The following is a 16661-nucleotide window of genomic DNA, read 5'->3' on the forward strand; positions in this document are numbered from 1 at the left end:
AAAGTTATGGGGGGATAATAATGATTAACACGGAACCACAGTATAATCCTCAACCGGAAAAAGTTGAATTCAAAAAATTGACGTGGAAACAAACACTGAAGTCTCTAGGACCTGGGGTAATTTTTATGTTAACAGGGCTTGGTGCTGGAGATTTAGTAGATTCCTCGGTTGCAGGTTCACATTACGGATATGCTCTAATGTGGGTTTTAGTAATTGCTTGTATGATTAGATTTATCGTTGTCAATATTCTGACTCGTTTCGAACTTTGTAACATCGAAAAAATATCGTTATTTGAAGCCTATACAAGAATTAGTAAAATCTATCCGTTCCTATTTATGACAATGGCTATTGTATTAGGGCATATGGCTATTTCAAATATGGTGAAGGGATCTGGTGAGGCACTCTATTATATTTTCAACGGTTTTGGAAGCCCTTTCTTTTGGTCAGTTATTGTGATTATCTCTTGTTTTTTCCTATTGAGAACGAACGTTTATTCTCAACTTGAGAACGTCATGAAAGTTTTATTGGCTGTTATGACCATAGCATTTATCTACCTAGCGCTTACGAGTACTCCAGATCCAAATGAATTAGCAAAAGGCGTTTTTACATTTGAAATGCCAGAGGGAACCGGTTTGTTTGGTTCGTTAGCCATAACATTATCAATGATTGGTGCAGTAGCTGGCTCAATAGTTAACTTTCTATATCCACGTTCCATCCGTGCAAAAGGTTGGAATAATTCATCATATAAGAAAATACAAAGAAATGAATTGCTTTTCACCATAATTATAATGGTTGTTATCAATCTATCTATTTGGGTGGTTGGTGCCGAAATTCTTCGTCCGCAAGGTATTGAAGTAACATCATTAAGTGACATCGCAAGGGCATTAGAAGGAGAGTTTGGACGTATAGGTGGACTTGCATTTTACCTAGGAGTTTTCGGTGCATTATATAGTACAATACTTGGCATTATCCACGGCTATAACAATGTTGCCATGGATAACCTATGGATTATAAAACCCGAAAGAAAAGAAAAGTATTCCACAACTGAGAGCGATCCTTTATACAAGTACATTGCTATATTTTTCATGTTTTCAGCATTTATTTGGTTTATACCTGGAATGCCCGGCTTCATTGAATTAACCTTAATGACCACAATTCTACAAGCAGCATGCCTTCCTGCTATAGCAATTGGATTGCTGTTTCTAGCTACAAGAAAAAAATATTTACCGACTCAATTTCTTAATAATTGGTTTGAAAATATTGTATTGATTGGAACTACAGTCCTTGCCTTATGGAGCTCATATAAAATAGTAATTGAATTATTTTGAAATCCAGAAAACAACAAAAGGTGGTAATGAATTTAATGGACAGGAAAATAATTGTCTTAGACGATGATCCAACCGGAGTTCAAACCATTCACAATCTTTCCGTATATACCTGCTGGGATATTAATTCCGTTAGGGAAGGTTTCAATGAATCTAAGGAAATGTTTTTTATTTTAACTAATTCAAGGAGTTTTTCAAAAGAAAAAACGATTAAAACACATCAAGAAATAGCTAAAAATATCGTTAAGGTTTCGAAAGAAAGTGGCAAAGAGTTTGTAATTATTTGTAGAGGAGACTCCACTCTTCGCGGCCATTATATCTTGGAGATGGATATTATCTCTGCGACTATTAGAGAGTTAACAGGACGCGAAATGGATGGACAAATCATTTGTCCAAGCTTTTTTGAGGGCGGACGTATCACGATTGACAATGTTCATTATTTAAAAGAAAAAGATCAACTAGTTCCTATAGCAGAAACTGAATTTTCCAAGGATAAGACCTTTGGTTATTACCATTCGCACCTTGGATTGTATATCGAGGAAAAAACCAACGGACTATATAAAGAGAATGAGTGTATGTATATTGATCATAAAGAATTGAAAAAAGCAAACATATATCCATTAATGAATAAACTAGATTCCATAACAAATGAAAAAAAAGTAATTGTGAATGCCACTGAGTATAGTCAGTTAGAATTTTTTTGTGAATCGTTGCGACTGTCCCTTGCAAACAAGAAAAATTTCATCATCAGATCTGCAGCTTCTTTTGTTAAAGTGTTTGGAAGAATTCCTGACAAACCATTATTAACAGGTAAGGAATTACTGAATACAAACAATCAAAACGGTGGTTTAATCATCGTTGGCTCTCATGTAGACAAAACAACTAAACAACTGAAAGCACTAATGGATTCAAATCTACCAGTAACTTTTTTGGAATTTAATATTCAAAAAGTGATTAAGCAAAATGAAAAAAAGGTTATTCAAACTATATCAAATCAAGCACAGAATTTAATTCAAAAGGGGCAGAATGTAGTTATCTTTACAAGCAGAGAAGTATTTATATCGAAGGATATGGACGATGAGGACCTATTAGAAATTTCCGTTCAAATATCCAATGCCCTTAGTAGTATTGTAATGAAGCTTGAAAGCATACCTTCTTTTATTATTGCCAAGGGAGGAATTACCTCTAGTGACGTAGCCAAAAAGGGCTTAAACGTAAAAAAAGCTCAAGTTCTAGGTCAAATAAAGAAAGGAGTACCAGTTTGGATCACTGGAATTGAAAGCAAATTCCCCAACTTCCCATATATCATCTTCCCTGGCAACATTGGAGAAGATTCCTACCTTAAAGACATTATCGAAGAACTCGGGAAGAGGGAGACACCTACTTCATACTAAACTGTAACCTATAAATTAGACACTATGAATAACGTTCTCTCTTGAATTGCAATCTATAATATAGATAGTTGAAACCTTCAGGAGGGTTCGAGATCACTCATAAAGGCTAAGCGAGATCACCTGGGGGACAAAGGGACAGATACATTGGCCCAGCAATTATCTAATAAAACAACTTTGCAGATTTGATCATAAACATTCTACAATTACTAAAGAATGACTGTATCGCTTCTATACTAACTCCGAGATTCCCGGTGGGACGAGGTACCTGTCCCCATAGCCGTGTAAAACAAGACTGAAGACATCACTAACGGGACTGGGGACCTGTCCCCACGTCCCTTGATGAGTTTAAAGAGAAGTATCGAAAACGAGCTTGTCAGGAATGGAAGAATGGGGAGATGAAGAACTTCCACGGATTAGGTTGTGCCAGGTGGTACAGTCGATTAAGTATGTCTAAACAAGCCAAGTTAACGGCTATAGCCGTTAACTTGAAGAGGATAGGTAAGATCCTATCCTCTAATAAAGCTAAATATGGTATTTTTTACTATTTTATTGGATATGTCCTAAGTCACTGGTTGGGAGGAAAAACCTGTCCCCATGTCCCTCCTAATACCTCGCTTTCCGGTGAGAAGAGGAATCTGTACCTGCTTCCATGTCCCTCCTATATTGGATAGCATAATGTTTAATTAGTTTAGTTGTTTCATCTTTAACGACTTTAATAGTTTGTATATCATTTGGAATAAGTTTGATCGTTTCATTCATTATCTATTCCCCATCAAAATAATATCTTTTTGATAATTTTACCATATAAATAAAAAGGCTTGTCTCAAAATAAAACATTTCATAACAACAAAAAAAGCCCACCAAGCGGATGCATCAGCTAACTCAGCGGGTTTCCTTCATTACTTCTTCAGCGTATAATATTTTGCTTGAACAGATCCAGTGGGACGAGGAACCTGTCCCCATGTCCCCCTAGGTCATTTTTTATTAACTGAACTGTTCATATTAAAGGCTACAATTCAATTTGTCCCACACTTTTTTTATTTTTCTTCAAAGGCCGCCATTCTCTTCATTAAGTCTGTATCAAATTGTTCTTTATTTTGATTTACATATTTAAACTCAAAATACTCAATCCGATCTGTAGGACCGAATTCGCTGTTATGCCAGTTAGTGTAGTCAAAATGCACATTCAATTTACCAGACGCATTTAAAATGAATGCAACTGAAAACCACGGTTCTTGATCATTGTCTATAAACACCTGCTGTACCTTAGTAGTAAGTTCAAACAATTTATGAAGTTCTTGATCATATGATTTCTCACTAACATTATATAAATCTGGTATATCATGTGAGTAAACTACTTCATTTTGACTATCAACAGGGATGAAGAAAAAATATACACCGCCCTCATTTCCCTTTACTTCTCCATTGAAATAAACCTCACTCCATTCAACTGGTATCAATTCGTTAAGATGTTGTGCAATTTGTTCATATAAGTTATTTAATTGAAGTTCAAAACTCATAATTTTAACCTCCTGATTGGTTTGATATCTCTAGCCTAACTTGTCTTTTTCCTTCAAATTTGTATTTTATTATAAATATATCTGGCCGCATAGATTTACTAGAATAAATAGGTTGAATTTTAACAGAAACTTTTTTAGGTGGTACCTCTTTTAAGGCATTGGCCCATTCTGTCTCCATATCATACCAAACTCCACCTCTTCTATTAATTTGACTATTTTGAGGTACGAGGTTATCAATATCTGGAGGACCATTAAACTGTGCTCCTATTAAATGGCCACCATCATCGTCTACTAACCTATCATTACCACCTACATTTGCTTGGGCATATTTGTTTCTATCAGCTCTCTTTAAAACAAGCTCAGAGGCTTCTACATTAACAATACGCCCAAGTTCATCAGTAGTATATTTATAATTATCGCTTGTCACATATTTAGTATTTGGCATTAATTTTTTTCTGCCATTTTCGCCTTTTATTATATGTTTTCCAAAATCTATCTCTTTGACTTCTTTAGTTAAATTACCTCTATTATTTCCCTCTGTCCCTTTATCCTTCTTCACACTACTAAGATTAAACGTTTCCCTAGCATTCTTCCCCATATCTCTCACAGTATTATGAGGAATATCTCCAACTCCCGCCAAAGCATAATCCGTTCGCAACGGAACCTTATAATCAAGGACCTTCCGCACAATCTCTTTCATATCCACTCGCGTATTCATCAGTGGACCCTGCACCACTTTTTGATAAGTCTCTTTCATGACTTTCCTTGTAACGTCCGGATGAACACTATGCTTGATGCTGTTCATCTTAGCCGTGCTGCTTTTAGGAACACTCACCTTCGCCCCAGCAACCATCGATGCCAGCCCAAAACTACTCAACCAATGCTCTTTCGAAAAATCATCTTCAGGATTTAACGCGTCTGTCACCAGATCCGCTCCACCACTCGTCAAGTAATTCACAAAATCATACGGTGAATCCATAGCTTTATCAGATCGTTCGTCCATTGCACTAACAGCACCTCTTACCCCCTCGAATAATCCTGAGGTGAGATAATTCCCAAAGTCGTAGAGAGAATCCATTTTCTTTTCGCCACGCTCTTGAAAGCCAGCCCAAAAATCAGTACCAATCTCTTTAAAACTATTAACCGATTCAATAAAAGGATTTTCATTTTCCTCCACAGCCGATTCAACTTCCTGAGAAGTTTGCTCTTTCTTCACGCTAGCCGCTTCCGCTTGACTCGCAGCAATCGCCGAATAAATATCACTCGAATGAAAAGACTCCGCATCGTAGTAGATCGATGAAACCTGATTCCCTTGACTCGAGGCATTCATTAATTCACTGCACAAAGCGGTTAGAACCTGCTCATTGCTTTCCATCATCGTGTATTTACTCGTTAGTTCTTCATCAAATTGTTCAACGCTTTCGATCGTCTTTTCTCGTTTCATCTTTGCTTCATCAAGTTGTTGATCGACTTCGTTTCGAGAAAAAACTTGCAGTGGTTGAATGTCGCTGATGCGATCGAAAATCCGTTGCAGATCTTCCTGTTGATCTGCAATCATTTCTTTAGCTCTATTCTCGCTGTTCGATAGCTCATCTTCTAAAAAAGGAAGCTCAACGGTTTCGTTTTCAAGATTTCTTGACGCAGCCTTTTCAGGAATCTCACTAAAGAAAGCAATATTTCGATCAACGAGTTGAATCCATAGATTTAACGCATCAAGTTGAGCCTGATAAAAGCCTTTGATTGCCTCGGCACCTTTGCCTTTAAGGGCTTCATCAAGTTTAACGATGCTTTGAAAAGCCTTTTGAAGGGTGATCAATTGTTCTCTTAGCGTCTCGTATTCCCTTCTTCTTGTCGACATCGTATCAAATAAGGTTGAAGCTTCATAGACTTTCACTTATAACGACTACCCCTTCTTTAAGATCTTGTAATAGCTTCATCCTGCTCTTTAAGTGAATCCACATTCGCTTTCGTATCTTCAAGGTTTTTTTGCACAACCGTCATATAATCCTTCAATAAGCTTTGGAGGTTTTGTTCACGATTAATCCAGGCATCTGTATAGTTCATTTTGTTACGCCCCAATTGACCTGCTGAAGGCTCTGGTAACGTGAGATGTTGAACGGCATTCTTTGCTTCTTCTAATTTCGTCATCACTTCTGAATAATTGAGTTTAATCTCCGTAGAAGATCCTCCGCCAGAAACGGCTTTATACATCAGAAAATCCTCCCTTTAATATGATTGATTTTCGCTGATACATCTTCCGCATAATCTTCACCTTTATGTAACAAGAATTCTGCTTCATTTGCGAGACTCCCAAGAAAGCTAAAGTGACTTTGCTGGGCTTCAAGAGTGTGAATACGTGAACCGATAACCCTTTGGTACAAATCGTACTGTTCATTTCCTATCTGAACCATAGATTGATAGGAAGCCTCCCGATCAGCATCATATTCATCAGAAAGTGGTCCTACCCATTGATCTGATAAATCAGGTCGTCGTAAATTCCGAATTTCCCCAAGTAACAAATTTTGCTCACGATTAATTTCAGCTTTAGCCTCTCGCAAACGACGTATTTGATCAGCTATTTCACTCGATTTTCCATTTATCAGTCCTTGAAGACTACTTAACTCTCCATAAATCCCCATGACTTCACCTCAATACCTTCAATATGAAATCCTCATCATAAAAGGATTTATCTCGATATCTATCTTACCATTTACCCAATTCAATTTATTTCCAATCTATTATTTTCATAAAAAATGAGCAAATAGTAGGGGTATCATGTACTGGTTAACCTTAATAATCATTTTTCAGCTCAGTAACTCCTGTAGTATGATAATACAGAAACCATAATTTAACTATGCAGGTGATTTTTTATGTATGACCACATATTAGATGTCATTAAACAAACAGAGATCGATCACGATATTAAAATCCTTTATGCTTGTGAATCGGGGAGTAGAGCGTGGGGTTTTCCTTCTAAGGATTCTGATTACGACGTTCGCTTTATCTATATTCATCGAAAAGAATGGTACTTGTCCATTGATCAAGAAAGAGATGTGATCGAAATTCCAATGAGAGATAAAGTCTCCATTCCCGTGGATGATTTAATGGATATGAGCGGGTGGGAACTGACAAAAGCTCTTAAACTATTTCGGAAGTCCAATCCCCCTCTCCTTGAGTGGCTACATTCAAATATTGTTTACTACGAATCTTTTTCAACAGCCGAGCAAATGAGAAATTTCGGCGAAAAGATCTTTTCACCTACGACTTGTTTGTACCATTACCTAAACATGGCCAAGGGGAATTTCAGAGAGTATCTTCAGGGGGATGCGGTTCGGATTAAGAAATATTTTTACGTTCTTAGACCTGTTCTTGCTGCTAGGTGGATAAAGAAGTATCAGTCGATCCCGCCAATTGGTTTTCAAGAACTATTTGAAGATGCAGCTCTGCCATTAGATCTACATGAAGAGATCACAACATTATTAAAACGTAAAATCGCTGGAGAAGAATTAAATGCTGAGCCGAGAATTGATATCATTAATTCCTTTTCACAGAAAGAGATTGAGGAATTAGAAGCCTATGCAAAAAGTTTAGATTATGAATCAGAGGATCCAACGGAACTGTTAAATGAGCTTTTCAGGAGTACGTTAGAAGAGGTGTGGGGGTAACAGAATATAGAAACAATTTACTTGTTCTACTTAGTGACTTTCTGTGAAATACAGGAAAACTGGTGAACTACTCATTACTAGAACAAATCTTTTTAAATTATATATAGACCTATGATTAACCTTTCAAATGTACCAACGAACTATTCCAGTGATGCGCATGCTAAAATAGCAAAAAGGATTTGATAGAACTGATACATATACTAACTGTTAGTCGCGATATTATAGGATGTTGCTTGATCCTTAATGCGATTTTCTCACTATTATTTTTGCTTAGTAAATCGGCAGGAAATGGACTGGTTAATTGGATTTCCTCCGGTGATTTCCAGTTTTTCAACATCTTGATTGCTCCACTATTTGCTGCAACTCACGTTGTATCAAATGAGTTATACGAAAAATATAATTGGTTTATAGCAAGAGTCATTCTTACTTTCTACATCGTTATCGTGCTTACAATAACCATTGCATGGTTTTTGGGGTTTAATTATCTTATTGAAGCTATCTAAATTTAGTAAACTAGCTAGAACGTTTCGGTAACAGTTAAAAAGAAATGACTCTACTAAAAAGAGCTATTTCCAGAAAGATGAATCGTCGGGACGGTTCTACCGAGTCACGCCCTAAAAATCAACGACTGCGAAACACCCAATATTCTTGCCATCTGCCGTTGCGATACCCCTTTGATTCGTTTTAACTCTCTTATCAACGGATCTCTTCTCTCTTTAGGGAGGCTCTTTACCTGAGCAATTTCCACTACACCAAGACTGCTTCTTATGAGGTCTCTCGCTTCATCATCGGTTAATCTTCTTCTTTCATCGTTTACATCTTCTAAACAACAATCATCAGTGATTCGTTCATTAAACTCCCTAAAATGGCCAATAGCTAAACGGCGGTCATGACCATAGAATTTCAGGATATAATCACAATCTAGCCATTTCGTTTCGGAGTAACCCCGATAATATTCCGCACAACTGCTCCATGGCCAATCATCTACACTCCTAACCATCCGCGCTTTCAGTGGATTTTGGTGGATGTAGCGCACCACGGTAAGAAGGTATTTGACTGACTCCACATTTTCACTTTTAAACCGATCTTCGAAGAGATGTCCAGATGTACGATATTTAAAATGATAGGTGTGGACAAAACTTATGGCGAGGCGTTTTAACGTAAGTGAGATTTCTTCGTTTCCTTCCTTTAATAGAAGATGGATATGATTGTTCATAAGGCACCAGGCATAGCATTTCATTTCGTACAACAGGGCGTACTTTTCAAGCGCGTTAAGAAATCGAATCCGATCATGATCATCATGAAAAATTTCCTGACGATTGGCTCCTCTAAAAATGACGTGATAAATCGATGTCTTGCTTCTTTTTCTTGCTTCTCGTGGCATAAATACTCTCCCTATTCGATTTGTCGAGGCGGAATCTCTGAATTGATTGTCAGAGCATATTGAATTTGTACACTACTCAAATTAACGGAGACGATTGAGATAGAGGTAGGTAATGCGAGGATGAGATGATTGTCAGAAGAGACGTTTGGGATGTAAATCTAGTAGATGAAAAATGAGATCAAAATTTGGAATGAAAATAAGTTAATTAGTGGTAGGTTCATACTTTTGTAAAACGGGGTTAAGAGTTGGAGGAAATGAAGTCATGGTACTTAGATAAGAGTTATTAGGGACTTAGAATTTTAATCCATTTACAAGATCACCTCCTGATTATCTGTAGTTCGTTTACATATTCTTTTTGCTTGTGAAATTCCCTTCATCTGTATGGAAATGTTTTGATAAATCTGTTTAAGCCCAGTTAATCAAACGTTTGTTTAACTAGGCCTTTTTCGCCTCTCTTCCCCCAAAAAGTCGAGTCGCTGCCTAAATACGCAAGACTCACCTTTTGTTCTATCACTCTTATTTCTAGTTTTCATCTTATATTGATTCACACGAACCGTCCCAGCGATGCGCGCTCCCGCCGATGCCACCTATGCCGCACATTCCCAGTGATTCTCATTATCTGGTTGACAATGAGAATCATTCTCTATATGCTAATGATGAAATGATAACGATTACTACATAGGAAATAGGAGGAAACAAAACGTGTTGAAACATAAGATCTTATATTTATTTCTTGCTCTAGGACTTGTTCTAGCTGCTTGCGGGCAAAATGATAATTCTACTAATGAAAGTGCTTCTGATGAAAAATCAGAACAGAATAGCACAGAAAAAGCGGATGAAGGTAATGGTGAAGAAAAAGAAGATGCTGATTTCATTTCTTCTTTTAATGAAGGGAAAGCAGAGCTTGAGAAAGCTTCTGAAGGTGAAGAAGTTAACTATCAGGCTGTGATTGATCTTTATCATAACGATTTACAACCTCTTGTTGAGCAACGAGAAGGCGAAATGGATCAACAGATCTCTTCTGCTTTAGAAGCTGGAAAATCTGGTGACCTAGATGGCGAAGTTGTGAAACAAATTTACGATAAGCTAATGCAAAAAGTTTTCTATTTAACGGTTAAGCATGAGTTTGACGAAGTGAAAGAAAACTGGGGCAATACAGAAGAAGTGAACAAAGAGATTGAAGAAGCGAAGGAATACTATGAAGTGTTAAAAGGAACGGTTGAAAAGCGTGACGCGGCATACGATGCTTCCATGGTTTCTCAAATCGACGGTGGTTTCAGTGACATGGAAGCCGCTGTTGAAAACGATGATAACCTTCAATTTGTACTCGCTACCCAAATGGTCGATAAGACGTTGATGAAGACGTTCTACCTTGCAACCGGCGCTCTACCTGAAGGATATGCAACAAAAGCAGCTAAGGAAGCAAAAGAGGATCCTGAACATGCTCGCGTGGAACAAGCAGAAGGATGGGCATTCTATCAATCAATCTCAAATTACATCATGAACCACGCTGAAGAAGACGCAGCACTGATCGAGAAGAACTTCAGTCTTGAAAACGATGTGGCAGAGATCGCCCCAGAAGCTGTTAACCATGCGTTTATTCGCGGCTTCTCAAAAGTAGCGCTTCATGAATATGAAGAAAGCGAAGAAGAATGGGGAGAAGATAAATCCACGATTACTGCTCTAGAAGGTGCTCTCTTCATCGATATGATTTCAAGCGACATTACGCGCATGGAAGGCGAAGAAGCTTACAACACTCTTTCTGACCATGCCCAGTCTTATCTGGAAGCTGTTAAATCAGATGAAAAAGAAAAGGCAATGGAAGAGCTGAAGGAAATCAAAGAAACGTTGAATATGGTTATTAATAAAGCTGAGTAAGAATCACCGGAATCACCGGGACGGTTCTACTGATTCACTTTCTATCCCTAATAGAAAACCAGTTAACTTATCAACGAGATGATGAGTTAACTGGTTTTTTGATTAGTATTTTCGGAAATCGGTTTATACTTCAAGTGAATCACGAGAACCGTCCCAGCGATGCCCCAGCGATGCCAGCGCTGATCATTTTTCCTCCTGAGTATACAAAGAATTTGCAAGAATGTAATCATAACAATCATCTGGAAGTAAATACCTCGGTGCACCACCCATTGATAGTTCGTCACGGATATAGCTAGAACTAATCTCCATAGCGATTCCTTTGTCTAGTAAGTGAAACGTACCATCGTCATTATTGCGAAGAAGTGGAGAGCTGCTGATCGCTTTTAACATATCTATACCATCACGAGCCATTACGATAAATTTATTCTCCTTAATCAACTTTTCTGATTTACCCCATTTGCCTTCTGCAATATCAACAAGTAAGTCGGCACCCATAATAAAGTAAATTTCATCATCTGGATAAACCTTTTTGAAGTGACTCAATGTTTTATATGTTGTTAGGTGCCAACCTTCTTGATTTATTTCGTAATCACTTAAAACAAATTTGTCATTGTTTTTAGTCGCTAAAGATAAAAGGTTCCAGCGGTCTTCATTGCTCGTTTTTATCGTTTTATCTCGACGTTTATTTGAACAGGGTAAGAAAACAATCTTATCAAGTTTGCACCTGTTTGCAATCGTGTTTGCAGTCCACAAATGGACATTTGTAATTGGATCGAAAGAAGATCCATAGATACCGATTTTCGCCATATAAAAACCTCCTCAGAATATTTTTATATTGCAATTAATGACAAAAATAGAGTTAGCTATTTTAACAGAACCTACCAAGCCTCTTAACAATGCGGACCATGGTGAGTCGTTTTTTATTTAGCAGATTAAAATGACAAACCTTTCACGATTCAGTTAAAGTGAAACAGTTTCTTTAATTTCTTGGATCTTGCTCATTTTGTTGTCCCAACAAGCTTGGCTTAAATCAACTGGGTACTCTTCAGGCATTTTTAGTCGTTTGTATTCATCCCACAAGAGGTTTAAATTGTCCTCAACAAATGCTTGCACATCTTGAAGCGGAGGGCACTGATATACAAGTTCACCATTTTGAAAGATTGTATGGTGGAGATCTCTCGCTTCAAAGTTAGTGACAAATTTACTGATATACGTGTGGACTGGGTGGAACATTTTTAATCGTTCTTCTTCTTGAGGTTTTTCGTGTGCTAACGTAATGTAATCTCCTTCTGACTTTCCGTTGGATTTATTAATGATCCGATAGACGTTTTTCAATCCTGGGGTAGAAACTTTTTCTGGATTAGCACTAATTTTAATCGTATCTTTCATCTCACCATTTTCATCTTCTATTGAAACGAGTTTGTATACTGCGCCGAGAGCTGGTTGATCGAAACCTGTAATAACCTTCGTACCAACTCCCCAAATATCAATTTTAGCTCCTTGGGATTTCAAATCAGTAATCGTATATTCATCCAAATCATTTGAGGCTGCAATTTTCGTATTTTTGTATCCTGCTTGATCCAGTTTCTTTCTTGCCTCTTTTGATAGGAAAGAGAGGTCACCGCTATCAAGGCGAATGGCTTTGAAGTGAATGTTGTCTCCCTCTTGGTCCGCAACTCTAATCGCATTAGGAACACCTGACTTTAATGTGTCATACGTATCAACTAAGAAAGTGCACTCTCTATGACTAGTTGCATACTTCTTAAATGCTGTGTATTCATCGCGATAGGCTTGAACAAGTGAGTGAGCGTGAGTTCCAGCGATCGGTATCCCGAATTTCTTCCCCGCTCTTACGTTGGAAGTAGCGGAGAACCCTGCGATATACGCGGCTCTTGTTCCATATATCCCAGCATCAAATTCCTGGCTTCTTCTAGATCCGAATTCCATGGCTGTACCATCACCAATCACTTGAACGATTCGGGAAGCTTTCGTTGCAATCAATGTGTGATAATTTACGATCGTGAGTAGAGGTGTCTCAATTAGCTGCGCTTCCAATAATGGTGCTTCAATGCGAATGATCGGTTCGTTGCCAAAAACAACTTCGCCTTCTTTCATTGATTGAATGGTTCCTGTAAAACGGACTGTGCTCAAGTAGTTAAGAAAGTCTTCTTTGTAGCCCTGATCCCGTAGATACGCCAAATCACTTTCGGAGAAGCCAAAGTCTTTTAAGTATTCAATTATTCGTTCAAGACCAGCGAAGAGGGCATAGCCACTTCCGAATGGGAGTTTCCGAAAAAATACTTCAAAAACAGCTTTTCTGTTATGGAAGTTATCTCTCCAGTAGGCTTCTGCCATATTGATTTGATAAAGGTCAGTGTGTAAAGCAAAGCTATCGTCAACATACGTCTTTGTCATAATGGATTCCTCCTAGAAATTTAAAAGTGTAAAAAGAGTTATGAACACTTATTTGATTACTCTTTTAGAAGTTTAAAGTCAGGGTACATTCAATAGGCCGTACAGAGCAGTAACTTAAATAACATCCGCTCCTAAACAAGCTTTAAAGTGACCAAGAGACCACTCGTGCCCAACTTGATTGAAGCTAGCCACTGCATCTTTGTAAACGACTATCTTAAACCCCTTATTGTAAGCATCAATTGCTGTATGGAGAACACATATATCTGTACATACCCCAACGAGATGTAATTCTGATATTTCGCGTTCTCGTAGCTTTAATTCAAGATCGGTTCCCGCAAAAGCAGAGTAACGTGTTTTGTCCATCCAATAAACGTTCTGGAGAAGACAGTTATCGTCGTATAGTCGATTCAACTCGCCATATAAGTTTCTGCCATTGCTACCAGATAAGTTGTGAGCTGGAAAGAGATCGGTTTCTGGATGACAGCGATCACCTTTATGGTGGATATCGACTGCAAAAACCACATAATCACCGTTAGCAATGAACTTTTTGGTTACGGCTAAAATATTCTCCTCAATTTGCTGAGCGGGTATACCACACGTCAACGCCCCCTTATCAGAAACAAAGTCATTCGTATAATCAATATTTATCAATGCTTTTTTACTCAAAGTGAAAACCTCCTATTTAATTAACGTTTAACATATTGTTAATTATTGAAAATAAAAAAATTAATATCTCGCTGTATAGATCGGCTTAATGATATCAGCCTCCGTATGAACAAATCGATACAACTGAGTTGGAATTTTTGATGTTCTCTGTGTTTTTTGACCCTCAACAACTTCAATGAAGGGAAGCGACTTAATTTTTCTAGCAAACCCCGCATCGCTTGAAATAGCCGAATCGTCCGTAACAGTCAAAAGGACAGATTGTAATTCAGAATAAGTAAATTGTTCTGGCAAAAATTTTCTTGCAACAGTCGTTAGAAGAAGATCCTGCTTAATAACGGTAAAAGCATCTTTGATAATTCGTCTGTGATCAAAAGCAAGGTTAAGGTTGTATACTTCGTCCATTGAAAATAATTCAACCTCCGCTGCATCGTCATCAGCTCTTCTTTGAGCGAGTTGATGAGAAGAGACAATGGCATAATGGGCATTTGAGATAATCCAACCACGAGGATCTCTACCTGGCTTATCATAAATCCCGAATTGTTTTAGATGTATTTGGGATACACCCGTTTCTTCAAATAGTTCTCGACCTGCAGCTTCAAATCCAGTTTCATCATCTTGAACGAAACCACCCGGTAGAGCCCACTTATCAGCTTCGATATTGACCTGTTTTTCGCTATTGTGTTTCGCTCGTTTAATCAACATTAGTTTCAATGTCATTGATGGTGGCTTGTATTCAGCAGTTTTTTCAGAAACAATTGTAAAAACCGCAATATCAGAAGTGTAACCATCTGGAGTACGGTAATTTTGAATATTATATTGTCTCATAGCATCTTCATTCGACATCGTTAACCTCCTTTTCAACGTTTGATTTCTATTTATTTAGATTCTCTCTTTTTTAATTAACAATTTGTTAATTATTATTATATGACAAAGAAAATTAAAAGCAAGTGTTTAACTAATTTATTTCAAAAAATTTAACTTTTGTATTACTCGTGAATTCATTTGGAGATATAGGGATTTTTCTTTGCGGCATAAATAGTTATTAGAGGTGATGATATGAAACCAAGTTCAATTGAAGATGTTTTATTAGCAAAAGAGGCGATACTTCCATACTGGCAAATAGTCCTGGAGATTATCCCAAAGAATACAGGAGAGTTCTTTTTTTAACATCAAACGATGCAAGCTTACTTTTAGTGATAATTTTATTGACCTCAATAACAGTTTGAACAGTAAAAGCATTTAAACCAGTTAGCTTATTATCAATTCGGTCCAGTATCAAATAAGAATTGCTGTTAACAGAAAGAGTATCGTCAATTTCAAGTTTACGATATGTATGAAATCCAGACAGTTCCACTAACCTTGATCACTCACATCTATGTGTAGAGAAGGCATTTAAATCACTCCAAGAGTAGTACAGTATGTAAGTTTCGCATTTATTCTTTTACAATATAATTAGGTGCACCCTTTTTTAGAGAGTTTTGCTTATTATTTTGAGCGCTTGTTTTATCAATCGTATTATCATGAAGTATAAAGCTATAGTTACCTGCTGGAATGTTATCTTTTTCAGTAATTTTATTAACAATTTCTTCAAAGACTTTTTTATCTGGATCTACATCTGGTTTATCCATATACATCTGTATTGTTATTGATGTCATTGAAGCATCTAACGATTTACTATCCAACAATCGTTGCCAATTGTCTCTACTCCAATTAGGATGTTGAATATAATTGGGAAGTAAATCCTTAAATAATCCCCCATAGACAGTTACTTTATAATAAGGTGTTAAAAAGTAACTTCCCCTTGCATTCTCATTCGCCTCTTCATTCATACCTATTACAGGATATTCTTCAGCAATATTTTCAAGAAACTTATCAAGTTCTTTAAACTCTTCTTCATAAATCCAAGCATATAAACCACTAACGATCGCCGTCTCAGCCTGTCCTTCCTGCGACCAAACACCTTCAGAATCTACCACTTTTTTATCTTTATCTATTGGAATAATCGCATACGAATAAAAATGTGGTTTACCAACTGATTCAACAAATACAGTAGCCCCATTGATTGCCCCGACAATGTTATGTACTTTAACCTCTGTTTTGTACTCATCCTTGAAGTACTTCTTTATAGCTCTCTCCACTTCATCTCGGTTTTCTTCAGCTATTTTATCTGTCTCCTCACCGTTATCAAGCGTATATTCTTCCCCTGTGTAATCTTGAACTGACACAAAATATTTATCCTCTATTCGTTCTTCTTCAGTCTTTTTGTCTGTTTTTTGTTCCTTCTCTTTTCCAGTCTCATCATTTGAATTAGGTAAAGCAGAACAACCTCCTAATAATAATGCACTACAAAGGATGCCAGTGAGTAAGAATCTTTTTTTCGTCATAAGTAGCTCCTTTTTCAGTTCTTCCTATTT

General features: G+C 37.2%; 16 protein-coding genes and 1 pseudogene. 6 read left to right on the plus strand and 11 right to left on the minus strand.

All coding sequences use genetic code 11. The features are described 5' to 3' along the window. Positions 1–20 precede the first annotated feature (20 nt). The 3 genes and pseudogenes from AC0VYO_RS19940 to AC0VYO_RS19950 all read left to right on the plus strand — a co-directional run. The gene (locus AC0VYO_RS19940; RefSeq protein WP_475366044.1) at positions 21–1328 is read left to right on the plus strand and encodes an Nramp family divalent metal transporter; all 1308 of its coding nucleotides are present in this window, start codon (positions 21–23) and stop codon (positions 1326–1328) included. 35 nt (positions 1329–1363) lie between these two features. Continuing rightward, positions 1364–2719: a four-carbon acid sugar kinase family protein gene (locus AC0VYO_RS19945; protein ID WP_475368106.1), complete on the plus strand. Its 1356-nt coding sequence runs from the start codon at positions 1364–1366 to the stop codon at positions 2717–2719. Between the two features lie 338 nt (positions 2720–3057). Further along, a pseudogene (locus AC0VYO_RS19950) lies at positions 3058–3234 on the plus strand (IS5/IS1182 family transposase); the annotation flags it as partial. 88 nt (positions 3235–3322) lie between these two features. Here the strand turns inward: AC0VYO_RS19950 and AC0VYO_RS19955 are convergent. The 5 genes from AC0VYO_RS19955 to AC0VYO_RS19975 form a co-directional block, all read right to left on the minus strand. Beyond that, positions 3323–3478 (minus strand): hypothetical protein, encoded by a 156-nt coding sequence (locus AC0VYO_RS19955; RefSeq protein ID WP_475366046.1) that lies wholly within the window; start codon positions 3476–3478, stop codon positions 3323–3325. Positions 3479–3756: 278 nt separating this feature from the next. Next, positions 3757–4239, minus strand: coding sequence for an immunity protein YezG family protein (locus tag AC0VYO_RS19960; protein ID WP_475366047.1), 483 nt, complete (start codon positions 4237–4239; stop codon positions 3757–3759). Between the two features lie 4 nt (positions 4240–4243). After that, positions 4244–6133, minus strand: coding sequence for a T7SS effector LXG polymorphic toxin (locus tag AC0VYO_RS19965; protein ID WP_475366048.1), 1890 nt, complete (start codon positions 6131–6133; stop codon positions 4244–4246). Positions 6134–6153: 20 nt separating this feature from the next. Next, on the minus strand, positions 6154–6450 hold the full coding sequence (locus tag AC0VYO_RS19970) for a YwqI/YxiC family protein (protein WP_475366049.1): 297 nt from the start codon (positions 6448–6450) through the stop codon (positions 6154–6156). After that, positions 6450–6878: a hypothetical protein gene (locus AC0VYO_RS19975; protein ID WP_475366050.1), complete on the minus strand. Its 429-nt coding sequence runs from the start codon at positions 6876–6878 to the stop codon at positions 6450–6452. Before AC0VYO_RS19975 ends, AC0VYO_RS19970 begins: the two co-directional genes overlap by 1 nt. 231 nt (positions 6879–7109) lie before the next feature. On the opposite strand from AC0VYO_RS19975, the gene AC0VYO_RS19980 reads away from it, so the two are divergent. Both AC0VYO_RS19980 and AC0VYO_RS19985 read left to right on the plus strand, forming a co-directional pair. Further along, positions 7110–7904 (plus strand): nucleotidyltransferase domain-containing protein, encoded by a 795-nt coding sequence (locus tag AC0VYO_RS19980; RefSeq protein ID WP_475366051.1) that lies wholly within the window; start codon positions 7110–7112, stop codon positions 7902–7904. Between the two features lie 179 nt (positions 7905–8083). Beyond that, a complete protein-coding gene (locus AC0VYO_RS19985) occupies positions 8084–8407 on the plus strand; it encodes a hypothetical protein (protein WP_475368107.1) in 324 nt (107 codons plus the stop codon). A 104-nt stretch (positions 8408–8511) separates the two neighbouring features. Here the strand turns inward: AC0VYO_RS19985 and AC0VYO_RS19990 are convergent, their stop codons facing one another. Continuing rightward, the gene (locus tag AC0VYO_RS19990) at positions 8512–9288 is read right to left on the minus strand and encodes a transposase (protein WP_475366053.1); all 777 of its coding nucleotides are present in this window, start codon (positions 9286–9288) and stop codon (positions 8512–8514) included. A 702-nt stretch (positions 9289–9990) separates the two neighbouring features. On the opposite strand from AC0VYO_RS19990, the gene AC0VYO_RS19995 reads away from it, so the two are divergent. Beyond that, a complete protein-coding gene (locus tag AC0VYO_RS19995; RefSeq protein WP_475366054.1) occupies positions 9991–11166 on the plus strand; it encodes a hypothetical protein in 1176 nt (391 codons plus the stop codon). A gap of 183 nt (positions 11167–11349) precedes the next feature. Here AC0VYO_RS19995 and nadD read toward each other — a convergent pair whose 3' ends face one another. The 5 genes from nadD to AC0VYO_RS20020 all read right to left on the minus strand — a co-directional run bounded on the left by nadD (position 11350) and on the right by AC0VYO_RS20020 (position 16631). Next, positions 11350–11973 carry a nicotinate (nicotinamide) nucleotide adenylyltransferase gene (nadD, locus tag AC0VYO_RS20000; protein WP_475368108.1) on the minus strand — a complete coding sequence of 208 codons (624 nt, stop codon included), beginning with the start codon at positions 11971–11973 and terminating at the stop codon, positions 11350–11352. A 153-nt stretch (positions 11974–12126) separates the two neighbouring features. Beyond that, entirely contained in the window at positions 12127–13581 is a 1455-nt protein-coding gene (locus AC0VYO_RS20005) for a nicotinate phosphoribosyltransferase (protein ID WP_475368109.1), read from the minus strand. 114 nt (positions 13582–13695) lie between these two features. Further along, the gene (locus AC0VYO_RS20010) at positions 13696–14247 is read right to left on the minus strand and encodes a cysteine hydrolase family protein (protein WP_475366057.1); all 552 of its coding nucleotides are present in this window, start codon (positions 14245–14247) and stop codon (positions 13696–13698) included. 60 nt (positions 14248–14307) lie between these two features. Continuing rightward, positions 14308–15090, minus strand: coding sequence for an NUDIX domain-containing protein (locus AC0VYO_RS20015; RefSeq protein ID WP_475366058.1), 783 nt, complete (start codon positions 15088–15090; stop codon positions 14308–14310). 590 nt (positions 15091–15680) lie between these two features. Continuing rightward, on the minus strand, positions 15681–16631 hold the full coding sequence (locus tag AC0VYO_RS20020) for a DUF1672 family protein (RefSeq protein ID WP_475366059.1): 951 nt from the start codon (positions 16629–16631) through the stop codon (positions 15681–15683). Positions 16632–16661 lie beyond the last annotated feature (30 nt).

Source organism: Anaerobacillus sp. 63XJN7_4_ISO-PGPR-S23-413, assembly GCF_056173725.1.

Coding starts and splice junctions, on each gene's coding strand:
- AC0VYO_RS19940 (WP_475366044.1), top strand. CDS start 21: ATGATTAACACGGAACCACAGTATAATCCTCAACCGGAAAAAGTTGAA.
- AC0VYO_RS19945 (WP_475368106.1), top strand. CDS start 1,364: ATGGACAGGAAAATAATTGTCTTAGACGATGATCCAACCGGAGTTCAA.
- AC0VYO_RS19955 (WP_475366046.1), bottom strand. CDS start 3,478: ATGAATGAAACGATCAAACTTATTCCAAATGATATACAAACTATTAAA.
- AC0VYO_RS19960 (WP_475366047.1), bottom strand. CDS start 4,239: ATGAGTTTTGAACTTCAATTAAATAACTTATATGAACAAATTGCACAA.
- AC0VYO_RS19970 (WP_475366049.1), bottom strand. CDS start 6,450: ATGTATAAAGCCGTTTCTGGCGGAGGATCTTCTACGGAGATTAAACTC.
- AC0VYO_RS19975 (WP_475366050.1), bottom strand. CDS start 6,878: ATGGGGATTTATGGAGAGTTAAGTAGTCTTCAAGGACTGATAAATGGA.
- AC0VYO_RS19980 (WP_475366051.1), top strand. CDS start 7,110: ATGTATGACCACATATTAGATGTCATTAAACAAACAGAGATCGATCAC.
- AC0VYO_RS19990 (WP_475366053.1), bottom strand. CDS start 9,288: ATGCCACGAGAAGCAAGAAAAAGAAGCAAGACATCGATTTATCACGTC.
- nadD (WP_475368108.1), bottom strand. CDS start 11,973: ATGGCGAAAATCGGTATCTATGGATCTTCTTTCGATCCAATTACAAAT.
- AC0VYO_RS20005 (WP_475368109.1), bottom strand. CDS start 13,581: ATGACAAAGACGTATGTTGACGATAGCTTTGCTTTACACACTGACCTT.
- AC0VYO_RS20015 (WP_475366058.1), bottom strand. CDS start 15,090: ATGTCGAATGAAGATGCTATGAGACAATATAATATTCAAAATTACCGT.
- AC0VYO_RS20020 (WP_475366059.1), bottom strand. CDS start 16,631: ATGACGAAAAAAAGATTCTTACTCACTGGCATCCTTTGTAGTGCATTA.